We start from the raw sequence: 19342 nt of genomic DNA on the forward strand, positions 1-19342 counted from the left end.
TAGCGGAAAGCAGAACCCAACTTCTTGATTTTTTTATACCCAAATTATAATCAACATGAAAAATCTTTTAATCACATTAGTCCTACTCTTTGTGGGACATTATTTTATATTCGCTCAAAACCCGATGGTTTTTGATCAGTATAATTCTTCTTATGTATCTGATTTAGAATACGTTAATGATAGTACCTATGTGGTTGCGTTAAGAGTTGGGAATGAAAAAAATCATTCAACTTTACAATGGTACAAAGATTCAGAATTTTTATATGACTTAGAATACTTTGACAGGGTAGCATCGCTTGATATTCGCAAAGAAAATGATCATACATATCTGGATTATATTTTCGACCATAGCTGTGATTACATATGGAATGGATTTTCGACCATTTCAGCAGATACTAATTGGGTAAGAAGTGAATTCGTTTTATTTGGAAATTATGGGGAATCACTTCAGGCAGTAAGAATTTCTGAATCATTAATTTTTGTCCTAAATAAAAATAAACAGCTTATTCGCCCAGATACAAATGGCACTTCCCTTAAAACTGAACAAATAAATTTAAGTGGAGATGTAATTTTACAAAAACTGGATAATAAAATTGCTTTATTAGGAGAGAATGAAAGCATCATTAAACAGGTGAAGGAAGCAGATTCCTCTGATATTATTTTAACACATTCAAATAATGCAGGTTTAAAGATTTTAAATTATCAGAGTCAATATTATCTATTGGGTAAAGGAAACATAGGTGTTTTTGATATGGATGGTCAATTCATAAAATCTATAGAATTCCCAGATAATTTACGAGCCATTGATGTGATTATTGATCATGATGAGCAATTAATTATGCTAGGTAGTAAGGAAGAAAACAATACAACAACAAATTACCTATATCAATTATTAAGTGATGGTGAATGGACAGAAATATATTCAATAGCTGAACCGCATTTGAATCTTAGAGAAATAAAACTGAAACCAAATAATGAGATTCTATTATTAGGGAGTATTTATGAAACTGAATATCGCGAAAGAGGATTTATATTAGATATTGCTGCCCCATTATCGTATTCACCCGATCTATCTATCGATTATTTAGGTGCTTCTATTACTCAAAATGAAAATGGACATGACATCCTCGAAACATCTATTAGGGTTAACAATCTTGGTTCGACAGATGCATACAACGTTAATGTTTTTTCAACCGAATATGGCTGTCATAATCCATCAGAATCCAGCTGTGAATGTCCAAAAATAGAGACGAGTTTTTCCTTTATTCCTGCTAACAGCAGTGTTGAAGTAAATATTGAAACTTCAATTGAGACTACATTTACACTTAAACCTGAGCTTTGCTTTTATCTAAGTGGTGCAAAACAACATTACGATAAAAGTTTTGAAGATAATTTATCTTGTGACCTATTACTAGATACTGACGAGGTCGTTATCAAAGAATCCACATTCGATTTGTATCCGAATCCAGCAGGGCATGTACTCAGAAGTAAGTCAGCTCAATTTACAGATGCTTTTGAAATTATTGATTTGCAAGGCAGGGTGGTTATGAATGATCAATATAGAACTGGTTTAAATATCAAAAATCTTATCTCAGGAATTTACTATGTAAGGAATATGGAGAGTAATGAAGTTTCTAAATTTATAAAAATATAAAAACCACTCCTATGAAATACTTAATATATTATACATTTTTACTTTGTCTGGGAACGAATATTTTAGAAGCCCAGAACCCGATGGTTTTTGATCAGTATAATTCTTCTTATGTATCTGATTTAGAATACGTTAATGATAGTACCTATGTGGTTGCGTTAAGAGTTGGGAATGAAAAAAATCATTCGACTTTACAATGGTACAAAGATTCTGAATTTTTATATGATCTAAAATATGTAGACCAGGTTACAAAGCAAAATCTTCGCAAAGTAAATGATCAATTATATCTAGATTACATCTATAGATATTACTGTGATGTTTTATCCAGTGGATTTATAACAATCCCAGCTGATACCAGCTGGGTTAGAAGTGAATATGCGCATCCATATTTATATTTCGGAGATACGCTTCAAGCGGTAAGAATTTCTGATTCTCTAAGTATTATATTAAATGAAAGGAATCAACTATTCTACAAGGATTCTAGTAGGCTTTCCTTCCAAACTGAACAATTATCTTTAAATGGAAATATCCTTCTACAAAAATTGGAAACTAATATCGCTTTATTAGGAGACAATTCCAGCATTATTAGAGATGTAGCAAAACTAGATTCTTCAGATTTAGTATTGTCTCATGCGAATAATCGAGGTTTGGAAATCATTGTTTATAATGACAAATACTACCTTCTTGGATCTAAAAAGATAAGTATTTTTGAGAAGAATGGTCAACTTTTAGAAACGATAGAATACCCAGATAGTCTCCAGGTATTAGATATGATAGTTGATCATGAAGATAAATTACTGATTTTAGGAACAAAAGAAGATCAGAATATTCAATCTCATCATATATTTCAACTTATGGATCTCTTTTCTTGGGAAGAGACATATACAAATAGTGATCTAAATTTTAGTTTTAGAGAGATGCGTCTAAGCCCGAAAAATGAAGTTATTTTATTAGGGAGTACCAAAATAAATGCAAATGAAAAAGAATATCCTGAGATGGGTGTAATTCTTAATACAAGCAATACTATTCAATATTCACCTGATTTTTCAATTGAATACTCGGGCACATCAATTGAAATCGAATCTGATGCGTACTATAGAATTAAAGCTTCAGTTACGGTCAATAATCAATCTGATAAAGATGCATATAATGTCCATGTTTATTCAACTGAATTTGGTTGTAGCTATGATTTCTACTTTTATTGCGGTTGCTTCAGTTTAAGGAATACCATTCCATATATTCCTGCAAATAGCAGTGTTGATATTTATTTAGAAACTTTTATAGATACAATAATTGAATTAGTCCCAGAAGTTTGCTTCTATGTGAGTGGTGCAGACCAACTTTACGATGTGAATCAAAATGATAATACTACATGTGGCTTACTTTTGGATGTTGAAGATCTAGATCTCAAAGAATCCGTATTGGACTTATTTCCGAATCCTGCCAGTCATGTACTTAGAAGTAAATCAGCTGAATATGAAGATCAATTTGAAATTATAGACCTGCAAGGAAAAGTACTAAAACGTACAACTTACCAAGAGGGAATAAATATTTACGATCTAAATCCTGGTTTCTATTTTGCGAGAGACCTAACAAACAGTACAATAGGGAAATTTCTAAAATTTTAAACAAGATTGTGCTCTTTCATTTTACTAGAGAAAAACTTCATAGTCTCAAAAGTTATGCAATGTGACACTTTAAAAAAGATATTGACCTCGTGGGGAAAAAGTCATATTTATATTTTCCGATCCGGCAATCTATGATATTAAAAGGCTGACGGGAGATCAGTCTATTAAATCATCCTTTATTTAAAGTGACATTTTTGGACGCGCAATCAAGGTAAAGACTTCATAAAAAAGGCAGCTGAATTATCAACTGCCTTTATTTATCTTCATTTATCAGGATCTGATCCCTTTAAACTCTAAACTTTAATCTTGAAACTAATAAACATTCATAGGCTCACCGAAAGTGGTACTATGAAGTTTTCATAAAAAAAAGACAGCTGATAATTCAACTGTCTTTATATTTCTTAGTTCCTCAGAATCTGAGCTCTTTAAACTCTCAACTTTAAACTTCAATCTCTAAACTAATCCCTATCCTCCGAAATCATCGAAGCTTATATTCTCTTCTGGAACTCCTAATTCATCTAGTGACTTAAGCACTGATGCATTCATCGCTGGAGGTCCACAGAAATAATATTCTATTTCTTCTGGCTCAGGGTGATTAGCTAGATATTGCTGATGCAATACAGGCATAATATAACCTTTGAAACCATCTCCCGGTGCGTCTATATTTTCTTTTTCCTGCCAATTATCTTCCGGTAAAGGATTATCCAATGCCACATAGAATTTAAAATTAGGAAAGTCTCTTTCTATTTGTCTGAATTCTTCGATATAAAACAACTCTCTCTTCGTTCTTCCTCCATACCAGAAAGATACTTTACGGTCTGTTGTTTTTAACGTGTGGAACAAATGGAATAAATGAGATCTTAAAGGTGCCATTCCAGCTCCTCCACCAATGTATACCATCTCTTTCTTTGTCTTTTTGATAAAAAACTCACCATAAGGACCTGAAATTGTACATTTATCTCCTGGTTTCAATCCGAATACATAAGAAGAACATACTCCTGGATTAACTGCCATCCAATCATTCTTAGCTCTATCCCAAGGTGGCGTTGCAATCCTAATGTTCAACTTAACAATATTTCCTTCAGCAGGGTGATTCGCCATAGAGTAAGCTCTAAATTGAGGCTCTTCGTTCACCATTTTTAATGGCCAAAGATTAAATTTATCCCACTCTGAACGGAATTTTTCAGGATCATCATGATATGTTGGATGAGCCGTAATATCCATATCTTTGAATTCTGTAACGATAGTCGGTACATCAATCTGAATATATCCACCTGCTTGGAAATCTAATTCTTCACCTTCTGGTAACTTCACAACGAACTCCTTAATGAAAGATGCAACGTTATAGTTTTCTACTACTTCACATTCCCATTTTTTAATTCCAAAAATTTCTTCTGGAATTCGAATTTCCATGTCTTCTCGTACCTTAACTTGACAAGCTAACCTTTTATTCTCAGCCGCTTCTTTTCTAGTTAAGTGGTTCATTTCTGTAGGTAAAGTCTCTCCACCTCCTGCATCAACATGACATTCACACATAGCACAAGTACCACCTCCTCCACATGCTGAAGGAAGAAAAACATTGTGGTCAGAAAGTGCTGATAATAAAGTATTCCCAGGCTGTGCCATAATAGGATTTTCTTCATCACCATTTACTACAATCTTAACAGCGCCTTGTGCTACAAGTTGCTTTCTTGCATAGATCAACATAAAAGAAAGCCCTAAGATTACTCCGCAGAACACAACTAATGCCCATACAAAAGGTAATATTTCTATTAAAAGAATCATATGATTTATTTCTTAATTGTTAATTTGAAATTGATCCTGGATCGATACCCATTAAACTCATAAATGCAAGTCCCATTAATCCAGTTAATAAAAACGCCATACCTAATCCACGAAGGGCAGGAGGAACATTAGAATACTTGATTTTTTCCCTGATTGCGGCTATCGCTATGATGGCAAGAAACCATCCGAATCCACCACCAAGTCCAAATGCAACTGATTCAGAAAAATTATATTCCTTAGATACCATAAATAACGATCCACCAAGAATCGCACAGTTTACAGTAATTAAGGGTAAGAAAATTCCTAGTGAGTTATATAAAGAAGGAGAAAATTTCTCCACAACCATTTCCACTAATTGCACCATAGAAGCAATTACAGCAATGAATAAAATAAACCTTAAGAAAGTAAGATCTGTTTTAAAGATTCCTGATTCTCCCAATAAGTGAGTATTGATAATCCAGTTAATTGGCATTGTAATTCCCAATACGAAAATTACAGCAAGTCCGAGCCCGAAAGCTGTTTTAACCGTCTTAGATACAGCAAGGTAAGAACACATCCCTAGGAAGTAAGCCAAGGCAAGATTCTCAATAAATGCTGATTTTATAAATATATTTACTAATTCCATTTTCTGTACTTACTGTAATTATGAAATATCAACTAATTTCTTGTTCCAAGATCTTTGAATCCAGATTAAAACTCCGATAACAAACATCGCAGATGGGAATAAAACCATTAAAACATTAGGCTCGTACCACCCGAATAGCATACTTGTATTCGTGTCTATTAAATATTCTGAACCAGAACCAATAATTTTAAAATTCAACAACGATCCTTTTCCGAAGAACTCACGAATCGCAGCAATCATTATTAGAATTATTCCATATCCAAATCCATTTCCTAATCCATCTAGGAATGATTTATATGCATTGTTAGCCATTGCAAAGGCTTCTAACCTACCCATTACAATACAGTTCGTAATAATTAAACCGATAAAAACAGATAACTCCTTATAGATAGGATAACTAACTGCTTTCAATGTTAATTCTACTACGGTAACTAAAAATGCAATAATAACTAACTGAACAATCATCCTAACTTGCTTAGGAATATATGTTCTTAGTAATGAAGTAATTAAATTAGCAAATGCAGTCACGAAAACAACTGCTATAGCCATTACGATTGCCTTGTTTAGTAATGTTGTTACAGCTAATGCCGAACATATTCCTAAAACCTGAACGGTTATTGGGTTATTATCATTTAGAGGATCCGTCAGTAATTTTCGCTCTGCTTTACCAAAGCTCAATCCCGATTTTTTCTCTTTTACTGTTGTTTCAGCCATAACTTTTAATTATTCTTTTTTAAAAAAGGCTCATAAAATTCAAGTCCATCTTCTAACATTGCATCGACACCATCTGCTGTAATGGTAGCTCCAGTAATTCCGTCTACTGCGTGAGGTAGATTTTTCGTTCCACCTGCTTTCTTTACATCTACAGAAACAAAATTACCTTGTTCATCATATATGGATTTCCCTTTAAACTGATCAACCCATGCTTGATTATCCTTTATCTCTGCTCCTAGTCCAGGAGTTTCTCCAGCGTGGTCGAATGCCACACCAGCTATCGTATTCTTGTCACTCTTAAGTGCAATGTTTCCCCATATAGCATCCCATAGTCCGTTTCCTACTACACTTAATATATATAGTTTCTCTCCATCAGCCTTTGTATAAGTATAGATTGGAAAAATTCTATCTTCATCAGACTTCTTTTTTTCCTTTCTCATGTCTATATCCTCAGCTCTTCCACCAGGATATCCAGCAGCAATCACATCTTCAGATCCTAATACGGTTCCTTCCATATTAATCACTTCTTGCGTAATATTTTTATCAAAAATACCTTGTACTTCGTCATCAGTCATTTTAGTGTAATCACCTTCTAACTGATCAGCTATTGCAGAAAGTATCGCTTTCTTGTTGTATACAGCTTCATTCTTTTTGTGGATCGGTTTCAGACCGAACGAAAGAAAAGCTAAGACCATGGCAACTATCGTCGTCATAATCAATACGAATCGAGTTATATATGCTGTACTATGCACGTTTTAGTCTTTTAGTAATGTTAGATTGAATAATATAGTGATCCATTAGCGGAGCAAATGTATTCATGAATAAAATCGCTAACATCCAGCCTTCTGGATATGCTGGGTTAAGAACCCTAACGATCATTCCTACAAATCCAATTAAAAATCCATATATCCACTTGCCGGTATTAGTAGAAGCAGCTGTAACAGGATCTGTCGCCATAAATGCCATAGCAAAAAAGAAACTACCCATCCAGAACTGATAATACCAAGGTACTGACATAAATGGTGTCGCATCCCAAGCATTAAGGATCAGTGCCATAAGTGATGCTCCGATAAACATACTTAGCATAATTCTCCAACTTGCAATTCTTGTTAATAATAATATTAAAACACCAATTAAGATAAACGGTTTAGAAGTTTCACCTATAGATCCTGGAATTGTTCCCCACCACATTGCTTGTGTAGAATATACATCGGTAACAGCTTCCCATCCTCCTTGATAAGCTAGCGCTAGCGGTGTAGCTCCAGTAAATCCATCAACAATGACGGAGGAGGAGGCGGCCTTAAAGGTATCGAGCCCACCCCAACTAAATAAGGAGTCGAATAGATTATGCGCCCATCCATAGTATGGTGCTGCACCTGCTGCAACTTCTTCGAATCCTGAAACCCAAACCTGATCTCCTGCCATCGTAGTAGGATAAGCAAAGAATACGAATACTCTCGCTAATAAGGCTACATTCCAAATATTCATTCCAGTTCCACCAAATGCTTCTTTACCTATGATTACTGCAAATGCGACTGCAACAGCTAAGATCCATAAAGGTAAATCCGGAGGCATAATTAATGGAATAAGTGCTCCTGAAACCAAGAACCCTTCTTCTATTCCATGACCTTTTTTCGCTGCAAACCAAAATTCTATACCCAGACCAACTACGTTAGCGACAATAAATAGTGGTAGTAACTTAATAAGACCGTGTGCCAATTTTAGATTAAAACCCTCTAGAAACCCAGGATACATTCCTAAGGCATTAAAGTGTTGATGACCTATATTGTAGGTTCCAAAAACATAACACAGTTGCATTGCAATCACAACCGTAATCATCGTTCTCTTAAGGTCCATACCATCCTTAACGTGGACACCACCTTTGGTTACCTCATTCGGAGCATATGCAAATGTGAAAAAGCCATCATACAATGTGTGAAGAAATGGTGATTTCTTCTTGTCTGGCTCAATTTTCTTTATAAAGTCTAATAGTCCCATTAGTATTTTTTTAACTCTGTTCTTGCATCATATCTAAGCCATCTCTCAATATCGCTTGGAGTGGTTGCTTAGAAGTACATACAAATTCACAAATTGCAATATCTTCTTCTGTAAGTTCATTAATACCTAACCCTTCCATTTTCTCAATATCTCCAGTTAGGATTGCTTTCATTAAATGTTGTGGATAGATATCCATCGGCAATGTTTTCTCATACTGACCTGTCATCACGAATGCTCTTCGCTCACCATGTGTATTCGTAGTAGGCTCAAATTCGAAATTTGAGAACAATGCATTCGGGAATGTTCCTGACATACTCGGTCTTGGTGACACTGGTAGTAACCATCCGAATAATTCATACTCATCTCCTTCTTCTATAATGGTCACTTGATCATCTCTGTAATCCATGAAACCTTCTGAAGACTTTTTACTTCCAGAAAGTGGATCTCCTGATATGATTCTGTTGTTGTCTCCTTCTACATTCCCAGCTATTAACTCTCCTATATTTGCTCCAACATATGTTTTCACATACTTAGGATTAGCACAAGATGTACCTGTTATAGCGACGGTTCTTTCAGCATCGTACTTTCCTGTCAAGAATAATTTTCCAAGAGAAATTAATTCCTGAACTCCGATTGTCCAAACTTTACTAGTCGTTGTAATCGGTGCAATATGGTGGATTTGAATTCCAACATTTCCGGCTGGGTGCTTACCATTGAAGTAATGCACTTCTGCATTGGTTACATTCTTAAAGGTATCTGAAACAACCTTTCCAGGTCTTCCATCAAGCCCTACATATACTTTTCCATCTGTCAATAAATTCAACACATTGATTCCTTCTTGAAAAGCAACCGCATTATCTTCAGCTATAAAACTATAGTCTGGCGCTAATGGTGCTGTATCGAAAGTCGAAACGAATATATTCGCAGGAACAACATCATCATCTGGAATGACATCAAATGGTCTTTGATTCAATAAAGTAAGACCTCCACTGATTTTCAAAAATGCGATTAAGTCATCTCTTGTTACAGAAGACAAATCAGGTGTAGCGAATTGTTTGTGTTTGATCACCTTATCTGCAAGGATAACCACTGAAGCAATAGAACGTTTTGCACCTCTATTTACTGCAATAACCTCACCTGACACAGGAGCTACATAGTTGATACCTTCTCTCTTTTTGTCATAGAAAAGAACATCTCCTGCAGCAACTTCATCACCTACATTTACCTCAACTTTCGGTATCGGAGACATGCCATTAAAATTAGGTGGAAGTATAGCAAATGTTTTAGCATTTCCCATAGCAATTTCCTTAGAAGCTTTTCCAGCTATCTTCACATCAAATCCTTTAGTAAGATTATGATATGGTGCATCTTTTATCGAAGCAGGTTTTTTTGCTCCAAACCATTTACTGAGGCTTGGAAACAATGTAAATTGTCCCTTCGATATATCAAGATTATTCTTTTTCGCCTCTATCTGCATTAAATTGTCCGCTAACGATACAATTAGGCCAATCACTAGAACTATTCCCACAACTATAATAGATGTAGACAGCATGTTACTACCACTGGAAGATTGTGCTGAAACCGGAAGAGAAAAAATGACTAGTGCAAGAAGGAAGGTGAGTTTATAAACTCTCATTTGCAATACTTATAATTATTAAATTCAAAGCTTTTTCGTAATTCACCGCAAAGATAAAAAGCTTTTCATTTTTTAGGCTAATGCCTATATCCAATTTACCAGTATTTAGCTATTTAGATTAGTTCTAAATAACCTGGTCCAATTCCATACTGCATATATTGCTACTAAAGTGAATATTAGATACAATAAAGCATAGAGCTCCCAGCCTCTTACGTAAAATAAATAAGTCATCACCGCATCTATAATGACAAAATATATCCAAGCGGATAATTGACGATTAACTAAATAAATCGTTGCGATAATGCTAAAAACAGTGGTGAATGCGTCTATCATTGGAAAACTAGCGTCTGAAAACTTCCCCATAAGATAACCATAGAGAACTGAAAGGATACTCCCGCCTACTATTGAAATCAGATGTGATTTCCAATCAGCTTTGAAATCAATACTTACCTCTCTCCACTTTAGCAGTCCAACTACACCCATCACAATGTAAAACAACTGCAATACTCCATCCGAGTACAATTTTATACCTCCGAAGAAATCATGATAAGCAATACATGCACAACTAACAATTCCGAAATACCAGCATGATACTTTATTTTGTGCGGAGAGCACAACATAAATAACACCTGTAATTAGGCCTATCCACTCTATCCAAGAAAAAGAAGATAATGTTTCAATCATATTTTAAGTCGAATCACTCTACAACTTTCACCTTGAATATTGCTTCATCTACAATATGCTCGACATTTGAAATAATATTGATCACTTCTCTATATTCTCTAAGCTCTTCTTTTAATCCAGAATTATACTTAGCTTTTATTACTGCCATTTGTCCAGGTGCAAGTGGTTCTTTAGAATACTCCAATTCTGTACAGTGACATGTTGTAATGATTTCAATTTCTAAATCTGCATTTCCAACATTCTCTATGGTAAATTCTAATTCCTTTACCTCACCTTTCTTTACTTCTCCTAAATCAATATTATTATTGTAAATTTTGATCTCTGGAACAGAATCTCCAAAGGATTGCTGACCACTTACTGGCTCCGTCTTTTTGACTTCTTTTTTGATCTCGATAGACTGAGGACCTTCTATAATTTTAAATTCCGTTCTTCTATTTTCTCTATGTTCTTCGTCAGAACATCTAACGCCATTCACACATCTATTTAAAATTTGATCCTCTCCATATCCGACTGTCTGAATTCTCTCTTCCGCAATGCCCTGCCCCACTAGGTATCTTTTAGCAGATTCAGCTCTTCTTAAAGATAATTTTCTGTTATAAGTAGAAACTCCTTGCGCATCTGTGTGTGAAGCTAGTTCTATAACCATGTCTGGGTATTGAATTAACAAACCATATAATACATCTAGATCCTTCTCAGCATCCGGAAGTATTTTATCATCATCTAAGTCATAGTATATATTATCTAACCTAATGGCCTGATTAATAGTTACAATTTCTGTGACTTCATTCGTTGTATCCACTGGAATAACAGGTATCGGTTTCAGTAACTTCTTTTTATTAATCGTGAAATCATCTAAAATACCAACTGTGTTAAATTCTAAAGAATCTGGATAGTAACCTTCTTTCTTAAAGATCAATTTGTACGGTTTATCTGAATCCAGTAAAAATGTATATTGATCTAGAGTTTCATTCGTCTTCGTTATCGGATCAATTGCTTCTCCTGATAAATCCACCAAAGTAACTTCAGCTCCTTTCATCGGTCCTTCCTCATTTTCTGCCTGAGCAATTAAGTCAATGATTAACTGTCTAATTCCGAAAGAATATATGTCATCACAACAAGTCTTACTTTTCAGATTACGTTTCTTTTCATTAGGTCTATTAGAAATCAAGTACCCTTTATTCCCTTGGTTATATGTTGTAAAATACTTATCATCCAAAGGAGAATTATACCCTAATCCCAAACTCTTTACCTCACTCCAATTAGATCCATTCCATGAAGTCGAATAAATATCAAAACCTCCTAAACTTGGATAGCCATCAGAACTGAAGTAAAGCACTCCATCTGAATAGAATGGTGTTTCTTCATTTTCTTTCGTATTAATTGTTTCTCCCAAATTAACTGGGCTTGCTAAATCGTCACCTTTCATGGTTGAATAATAAAGGTCAAACCCACCATTTCCGCCTTCCATGTCAGCAGAAAAAAACAAAACATCATTTCCATAAAGCTCACCAGTTGCAGGATGCTTTATTATAAAATCACCATTTAACGACGTTACTTCTAGAGGTGGCGACCACCCTGAATCACTTTTGTTACTGACAAATAGCTTTGAGGTAACTACTTCCTCTCCTAGCAGTGTAGCTCTTGTGAAAAACATCTTTCTACCATCTGAGGTAAACGTCACATTTCCAGTATGGTAGCCTTCCCTATTAATAGCTGCTGGCAACGCCTTAGGTTTATCATATCCTTTATCCGTTTCTGTTGTGGTGTATATTTTAGCAAATGGAACGTCCTCCTTCCCATCCATCACGACGACTTTATTAGTCTGAAACGATGAAAAATAGAGCGTACCATCTTGATACTCGGCTGCTCCAAACTCTGGACCACCTGAATTCACTTTCTTATCAATCAGTCTAACAACTACATCATTATTCTCTTCTAGCTCTTTAGCCGTTAACATCCCTTCCATTTCTAACTGGGCCCTAGGCTTCAGATCTTCCATAGTCGAAGAATCAATGAAATACTTGAACTCTGCATACGCATCATTATATTTCCCTAGTGATTTCAAGGCTATTCCATAATAAAATCGCTCATCAATATACAGCTGATCTTTATCTCTTTTCAGCACTCTTCCGTACCAACTTTCAGCTTTCTTATAATCTCTTAACTGAAGGTGGAGGTCAGCAATTAAAATAGCAAGATCATTATTCCGCTCTTCTTTATATGCTTTCTCATACCAATCTAAAGCGTTATAATAATCATTATTGTCTAACGCTTCATCTGCTGCATCCAACATAAATCTTAATGGCACCTCTTTTAAAGGTTGTGCAAATAAGAAAACGGGAAATAATAGTATTGCAATTATCTTAAGATAACTTTTCATATTCATGCTTTATCTTAGACTAAAATCTTGGGCAAAATACTGCCGGATCGACTTTAGGTCTTTTGTAAATTTTCATAATGTAATTCGCACTTAACTCTAACGCTCCGAAGCCTCTATTTGTATAAGATTTTCCAGAAATGGTCGTATCAAATGCCAGCCTTACTTGTAAGTCTTTCATATCGAAACCTAAGTAAATAGGAATAGCGTCCAGAGGATTAAGGGTGTTTGATCTAACACCTAAACCTCCATAAACTGTAATATCTTTCTTAGGGTCTAAATAATATCCAGTTAACGCTTGGAATGCTACTTCTACGTTACTCCCAAAATTTTGAAAGATAACAGCTGGAATTATTCTAGTTCTTGGATTCAATAGTCTATCATATTCGAAAAATCCAGTTAGTCTTACAGGTGTACGCTGTCCACCTCCACTTCCTAACTTCTTAAGTGGGCTATTCACGTGTGCCGCTGACAAGCCTAATCTATATGCAGATACTTTATCTATTATAGACTTAAAGGCAATTCCACCACCAAAATCACCTTTCGTGCTCTGATTTTCTGGATCTTGATATTCTGCTAACTTAGGATCTGACCCAATTCCTAATAGATCTGTTTCAAATAAGAAATTGTCTGCCTTTTTTACACTGAATGAAGTTGTCCCAGAATTAATAGCAAAAGAAAGCGTGCTTTTCCCTCCTCTACCTAAAGGCATATGGTAAGATATAGCTTGTGCCGTTCCAGTTTGCTTTACATTTCCGATTCCAGCAACATCCGATGTCAAGGCCAATCCGATTCCTACCCAATCCTGCTCTCTAATCCCACGAATCACTGGCGCATCTAAATATGCTGTGTATGTTTCATAACCTCTCGATGATGCAACAGCATTCGAACTTCCTATCAAATCTTGGATTCTATAAACACCTCCTACTCTTGCTGTACCACTGAATGAGCCCGCGAGTGCTGGATTCAAACCTATAGGCGCCATCTGGAACATCGAAAAATGAATATCCTGTGCTTGTAGACCTATTGAAAGAAAAAGAAATGATATTATGGTAATTCTAATTTTCATATGTTTTCATTAGTGATCGAAAGATAATCTTTTTTTTGGAATCCGACTGCAATTGACTTATTATGCGTACTTAAGGTGTAAAAATATTAATTTATCCATAATCCTTAGTAAAATTGAACATTAAATCAAAAGCGATCAGAAACAGTGTCATCGTTGTTTTTATTTGTTTTTCAGGTCAATGGCTATTTGGGCAATCCTCTTTTATCGTTCCATCTGATACTTTAAATCATAAACGATTTAATACAGCAACTATTTTTGCAGCAAGTACATATTCTGCTTTTTCCGTTGGTCTATATAACGTATGGTATCGCCAATACGACCAAACCTCATTTCATTTTTTCAATGACTGGAATGAATGGAATAACATGGATAAGATGGGGCACTTCTATACTGCCTACTTCCAAGGTGTCCTCTGCTACCAAGGCGCTAAGTGGACAGGATTAAGTGAAAAAAAATCAATTTTAACAGGTGCAATCCTCGGTACACTTTTCCAAAGTACCATAGAAGTGATGGATGGATTCTCAGGTAAATGGGGATTTTCTGTGCCCGACATTGCGTATAATACTGCAGGAATTAGTGCATTCGTCGCCCAGCAATGGTATTGGAAAGAACAGCGAATTCACTTTAAAGTGTCTTCCTATAATCGTCCCTATTCAACTCAGCCGATTCTTTCAACGGATGGAGAAATTACAAACAGTCTAGAACAAAGAGCAGATAATTTATTTGGATCGTCTTTCGCAGCAAGGTTCTTAAAAGATTATAATGCGCAGACCATCTGGGCCAGTGTCAATATTCATTCTTTTCTTCCAGAGGAAAGCCGATTTCCAAAATGGCTAAATCTTGCCTTGGGAACTGGAAGTGAAAACATGTTCGGAGGATATGAAAACAAATGGGAAATAGACCAGCATACATTCGAACTTCACCTAGATGAGTTCCCAAGATACCGACAATTCTTCATTGGCTTAGATGTAGATCTTACCCGATTACCCATTGACAATTATTACTGGAACTCACTTCTTTCTATTCTTAACATCTTCAAAATACCAGGACCTGCGATAGAGATTAACACCTTAGGGCAAATCAAATTTCACATCATCCATTTTTAGTCAACTAGGAATAAAGCATTGGCAAAAAGTAATTGCCCTTCCTTCCAAAATCCTCTAAACAATGGATTATCGATCATATATACTATCGATCCACGTCCCATACTTTCTACGGCATAATCCACACTGCCAATTAATTTCTTTTTAGCCTCTGAGCCAGTGAAACCAATCGTCAATGCATCATTAGCAATAACACCCACATTATATGCACCTTTCAATGGTCTATAATTCAAACTACTCGTTTTAAGAGAATAGTATTTAGCCCCAATCCCATAAGAAAGTGGATGCGTTTTGTCCATATTAACTTGGAAAATAGCACCAGGCACATTATTTACAATACGCCTTCTTTCCGCTCCTTCATAAGAGTGGAATCGATCTACTAATTCCGCTTGCTCCTTTTCTTCGTCCACTTCTTTTTTCTCTTCATCTGTGGCAAATTCCTTGAGTGCGAAGCCATCTTTATCTGCAAAACTACGATTCGCACTACCTAAACTTAATAATTTGCCTCCATCTCTTACCCAATCCTTTATTTCATCTAACTCATTGCTAGAAAACCCATACCAACCATCAGTCATTACGAGCACGTTATATTTGCTCATATCGACCCTAGATAGTCGATCTGAATCTACTATCGTTAATGGATAATCAAGCACTTGTTCAAAATAATGCCACACTTGTCCGAAAGAGTTAGGAGAAGTTTTCTCTCCCGAAAGCACTAATACTTTTGGCTCTTTTAACAAGCTCATTTTACTAGATCCTAAGTCAGCGCCTGAATCTGCAAACCCAGTTTTTACAATTTTATAATCATCTGCTTCAGCTCCTGCGTCTTTCACCAGTTTTAATAAACTGTTCGCATAGGATTTATTGTCAGCTTTAGTTATGATTACACTATTTCTATCAAATTTCTTTCCCTCTATGGAGAAAGGAATAGAAGATAACCTCATGGTCACTTCTTTCTTATGCAGCTGAGCAATAAGCTTTGCATCTTCTAGTGATTCCCACCCAATAACAATCGCATAATAATCATCTTCCTTAGCAGACATTTCCGATTTCATCTTCAGCGAATCTGCTCGAATAATAGAAGTACTAGCATATGCTTGGAGACCATAAGCATAAGGTAGTGCCCATGCTGTAATATCATACGTTAGTGAATCTTGCAATACAGATTCTGGATCGAGAAGTACCTGAATAAGCGTTTTCTTAGGCTGATCCGTCGAAATTACTAAATCACGCTCCTCTATATTAAATGTACCTTCTCGACCACTCTGAAAGTTGAATCCTTTGCCAGATCCACCAGCAGATGTCCACATATATTTTATTCCTTGTCTATCTAAAAGACTTGCAAGTTCATTTGCTTTTTCTCTATTCTCTCCTTTAATAATGTAAGATTTAAATCGACCAGGTGCTGGCTGAGCATAGAAGTTTTTAAACTCTTTAATGAGTTCATCAGCATTATTCGAAGCAGCCTCTATAGTAGAAAGCGCCGTTGTATAATGATGTTGAACTCTGTCTTGAAGTGTTAATACTTCTCCATTCGCCATATCAATTGCACGACCACCTCTAGGTCCGCCTCCCTGCTCATAAGTCATTCCTATTGCACCATTAAAGATAGGATAGGTATCACCGTAACTTGGGTAAAACAAATCAAAAACTTCCTTCGTAAAATACAACCATCCTTTTTTATCGAAGTATTTCGCATGATTCTTCCCTATTGTTGTCTGGAAATCATTTTGCCACTTGGTAATGTAGTTATGGAATGGAGCAGCTGCAGGAGCAAAGTAATATGGACTTTCGGAGCCCATTTCATGAAAATCAACATGAACCTGAGGCATCCACATGTTATACACTTTCATCCTTTGTTGAGATTCTATCTGTGTCTGCCATGCCCAGTCTCTATTTAAGTCAAACAAGTAATGATTTACTCTTCCTCCAGGCCATGGTTCGCTGTGTTCTCTATCTTCCGCGCTTGTGTTTTTATTTTTCTCGGCTACATTTCTGTGCCAATGTGTGTATCGAGAGTAACCATCTGGATTAATGGAAGGATCATAGATTACAACTGTATTTTCAAGCCACTTTTTAACTTCAGGATTTGCGCCAGTGACTAATTCATAAATTACAGGCATCGAACTTTCAGAACCTGCCGCTTCATTTCCATGCACACTAAAACTTAACCAGACAACTGTGATGTGATCAACTTCAGGGAAAGACTTTCCTTCTGGCAACCCAGCACGATGTAAGTTATTCAATCTTATTTTATCAATATTGTCTATATTCTCTTGAGAAGATATCACTAAATTCAGTAATGGTCTTTTTTGATTCGTACGACCATACTCTGTAATTAATACGTTATCATTTTCCTCCGCAACATGATACATGTAATCCACTAATAAGTGGTGTGGTGTAAATTCATCACCTATAATATGAGGAAGAAAATCATTAGGAGGCAAAGTCTGTGCATGAGCAGTACAAGCCAATACGAACAAACCTGTTATCAACACTGCGAATTTGTGAAAATTCATAAGATCATTTTACAATATGACAAAAACTAAAGTTAACAAAAATTAGTAATTGCGATTGTAAAATTACTTGAAAGCAAATCTATGTTTTCTCTATAATTTTCACGATCGTATCTGAATCTCCCATGGTATAATAATGCAAACATGGAACTCCGGCAGCTTTTAATTCTTTAGACTGTTGGATGGCCCATTCTATACCGATTTCTTTGACATGACTTGTATCTTTTGCTTTTAACAATTCCTTGGAAAGTGCTTCAGGAAGGTTAATATAAAAATTACGAGGGATAGCGTTTATCTGATATTTTTTTGTCAATGGTTTTAACCCTGGAACGATCGGAACATTAATACCTGCAGCGCGACATCTCTTCACGTAATCGAAATATTTCTCATTGTCGTAAAACATCTGAGTTACAATATATGAAGCACCAGCATCAATTTTAGCCTTCGTATACTTTAGATCTGTTTCGATGTTCGGTGACTCATACTGCTTTTCAGGATATCCAGCTACACCTATGCAGAAGTTAGTCTTATTCCCATTTTCAATGTTAGAATCAAGGTAGATTCCTTTATTCATATTTGATATTTGTTCTACTAGATCAACGGCATAGGAATGGCCTCCTTCTTCTGGAATAAACTTGCTATCAAACTTTCTTGCATCTCCTCTTAACGCTAACACATTATTGATATTCAAGAAATTTAGATCGATCAAGGCATCTTCCGTATTCTCCTTAGTAAATCCACCACATATTAAGTGCGGAACTGCATCTACGCCATACCGGTGCATTAATGCAGCACAAATCCCTACAGTTCCTGGACGTTTCCGAATGGCAACTTTTTCAAAGAAGCCTGATTTACGTTCTGTATATATGAACTCCTCTCTGTGATAAGTTACATCTACAAAAGGAGGCTTGAACTCCATTAATGGATCCAGCGTATCAAAAATTGACTTCATACTACCCCCTTTAAGTGGCGGTAAAACTTCAAATGAGGTCAATGTTTCTCCTTTCGCTTTCTCGAAATATTCGGTAACTTTCATTTTATTATTTTGTTTAGAGCTGCAACTCTGAGCATCCAATTTCGGCAATGTAAACGTTGGATATACATTAAGCCAAGTTTTAAAATTTAATTTCTGGATGGCAAATTTAAAAATTTAGTGGTATAAGTTGCAGTTTAGTCTGTATCGGTTTCATACTTAATTTATTTCTTTCCAAAATTCTTCCCGTAACAAGCCTATATTTCCTTCGCATTGATTACTAATTAATAACAATGGATTTAATACATATTTAAGATTACCTCCTATGTATAAACAAGAAGAATACGACGTCATCCACCATAATATAAAGATCGTGCAATAAATATACCGTTTGAGGTAAATGAGTTTATATCATGTGATTCAATCTTTATTCGATCCGAATCAGTTAGATTTAAATTTTGCGGGAAAGAAATAATAGAATCCTACAACGGCCGTGATCCGATCATTGAGAAAGGTAGCGAAAGGAAAAGTTTGGTCGGCTATTTCTTCACTAAGGATCTGCTTTGCTTTAATGACATATCAA

The 19342-nt window shown here is 35.6% G+C and carries 14 protein-coding genes; 3 read left to right on the forward strand and 11 right to left on the reverse strand.

The features are described 5' to 3' along the window. The first annotated feature begins 55 nt into the window (after positions 1-55). Both L2586_RS06960 and L2586_RS06965 read left to right on the forward strand, forming a co-directional pair. On the forward strand, positions 56-1654 hold the full coding sequence (locus tag L2586_RS06960) for a T9SS type A sorting domain-containing protein (protein ID WP_235292092.1): 1599 nt from the start codon (positions 56-58) through the stop codon (positions 1652-1654). An 11-nt stretch (positions 1655-1665) separates the two neighbouring features. Next, positions 1666-3279: a T9SS type A sorting domain-containing protein gene (locus L2586_RS06965; protein WP_235292093.1), complete on the forward strand. Its 1614-nt coding sequence runs from the start codon at positions 1666-1668 to the stop codon at positions 3277-3279. A gap of 465 nt (positions 3280-3744) precedes the next feature. Here the strand turns inward: L2586_RS06965 and nqrF are convergent, their stop codons facing one another. From nqrF to L2586_RS07010, 9 genes are all read right to left on the reverse strand, one after another. Then, a complete protein-coding gene (gene nqrF / locus L2586_RS06970; RefSeq protein WP_235292094.1) occupies positions 3745-5064 on the reverse strand; it encodes an NADH:ubiquinone reductase (Na(+)-transporting) subunit F in 1320 nt (439 codons plus the stop codon). A 19-nt stretch (positions 5065-5083) separates the two neighbouring features. Beyond that, positions 5084-5689: an NADH:ubiquinone reductase (Na(+)-transporting) subunit E gene (nqrE, locus tag L2586_RS06975; RefSeq protein ID WP_235292095.1), complete on the reverse strand. Its 606-nt coding sequence runs from the start codon at positions 5687-5689 to the stop codon at positions 5084-5086. An 18-nt stretch (positions 5690-5707) separates the two neighbouring features. After that, positions 5708-6403, reverse strand: coding sequence for an NADH:ubiquinone reductase (Na(+)-transporting) subunit D (locus L2586_RS06980; protein WP_235292096.1), 696 nt, complete (start codon positions 6401-6403; stop codon positions 5708-5710). 5 nt (positions 6404-6408) lie between these two features. Continuing rightward, on the reverse strand, positions 6409-7155 hold the full coding sequence (gene nqrC / locus L2586_RS06985; RefSeq protein ID WP_235292098.1) for an NADH:ubiquinone reductase (Na(+)-transporting) subunit C: 747 nt from the start codon (positions 7153-7155) through the stop codon (positions 6409-6411). Beyond that, positions 7148-8401: an NADH:ubiquinone reductase (Na(+)-transporting) subunit B gene (locus tag L2586_RS06990; RefSeq protein ID WP_235292099.1), complete on the reverse strand. Its 1254-nt coding sequence runs from the start codon at positions 8399-8401 to the stop codon at positions 7148-7150. Before L2586_RS06990 ends, nqrC begins: the two co-directional genes overlap by 8 nt. 10 nt (positions 8402-8411) lie before the next feature. Beyond that, positions 8412-10037 carry a Na(+)-translocating NADH-quinone reductase subunit A gene (locus L2586_RS06995; RefSeq protein ID WP_235292101.1) on the reverse strand — a complete coding sequence of 542 codons (1626 nt, stop codon included), beginning with the start codon at positions 10035-10037 and terminating at the stop codon, positions 8412-8414. 105 nt (positions 10038-10142) lie between these two features. Beyond that, a complete protein-coding gene (gene pnuC, locus L2586_RS07000) occupies positions 10143-10721 on the reverse strand; it encodes a nicotinamide riboside transporter PnuC (RefSeq protein ID WP_235292102.1) in 579 nt (192 codons plus the stop codon). Positions 10722-10734: 13 nt separating this feature from the next. Next, positions 10735-13101: a DUF1573 domain-containing protein gene (locus L2586_RS07005; protein ID WP_235292103.1), complete on the reverse strand. Its 2367-nt coding sequence runs from the start codon at positions 13099-13101 to the stop codon at positions 10735-10737. 19 nt (positions 13102-13120) lie between these two features. Continuing rightward, positions 13121-14167 (reverse strand): PorP/SprF family type IX secretion system membrane protein, encoded by a 1047-nt coding sequence (locus L2586_RS07010; RefSeq protein WP_235292104.1) that lies wholly within the window; start codon positions 14165-14167, stop codon positions 13121-13123. A 113-nt stretch (positions 14168-14280) separates the two neighbouring features. On the opposite strand from L2586_RS07010, the gene L2586_RS07015 reads away from it, so the two are divergent. Further along, positions 14281-15273 (forward strand): DUF2279 domain-containing protein, encoded by a 993-nt coding sequence (locus tag L2586_RS07015; protein ID WP_235292106.1) that lies wholly within the window; start codon positions 14281-14283, stop codon positions 15271-15273. Here the strand turns inward: L2586_RS07015 and L2586_RS07020 are convergent. Both L2586_RS07020 and metF read right to left on the reverse strand, forming a co-directional pair. Further along, positions 15270-17789, reverse strand: a complete 2520-nt coding sequence (locus L2586_RS07020; protein ID WP_235292107.1) for a M14 family metallopeptidase — start codon at positions 17787-17789, stop codon at positions 15270-15272. The two genes, L2586_RS07015 and L2586_RS07020, sit on opposite strands and share 4 nt — an antisense overlap. Positions 17790-17868: 79 nt before the next feature. Next, positions 17869-18822: a methylenetetrahydrofolate reductase [NAD(P)H] gene (metF, locus tag L2586_RS07025; RefSeq protein ID WP_235292109.1), complete on the reverse strand. Its 954-nt coding sequence runs from the start codon at positions 18820-18822 to the stop codon at positions 17869-17871. Between the last annotated feature and the right edge of the window lie 520 nt (positions 18823-19342).

Source organism: Portibacter lacus (genome assembly GCF_021533215.1).
Lineage (GTDB): Bacteria > Bacteroidota > Bacteroidia > Chitinophagales > Saprospiraceae > Portibacter > Portibacter lacus.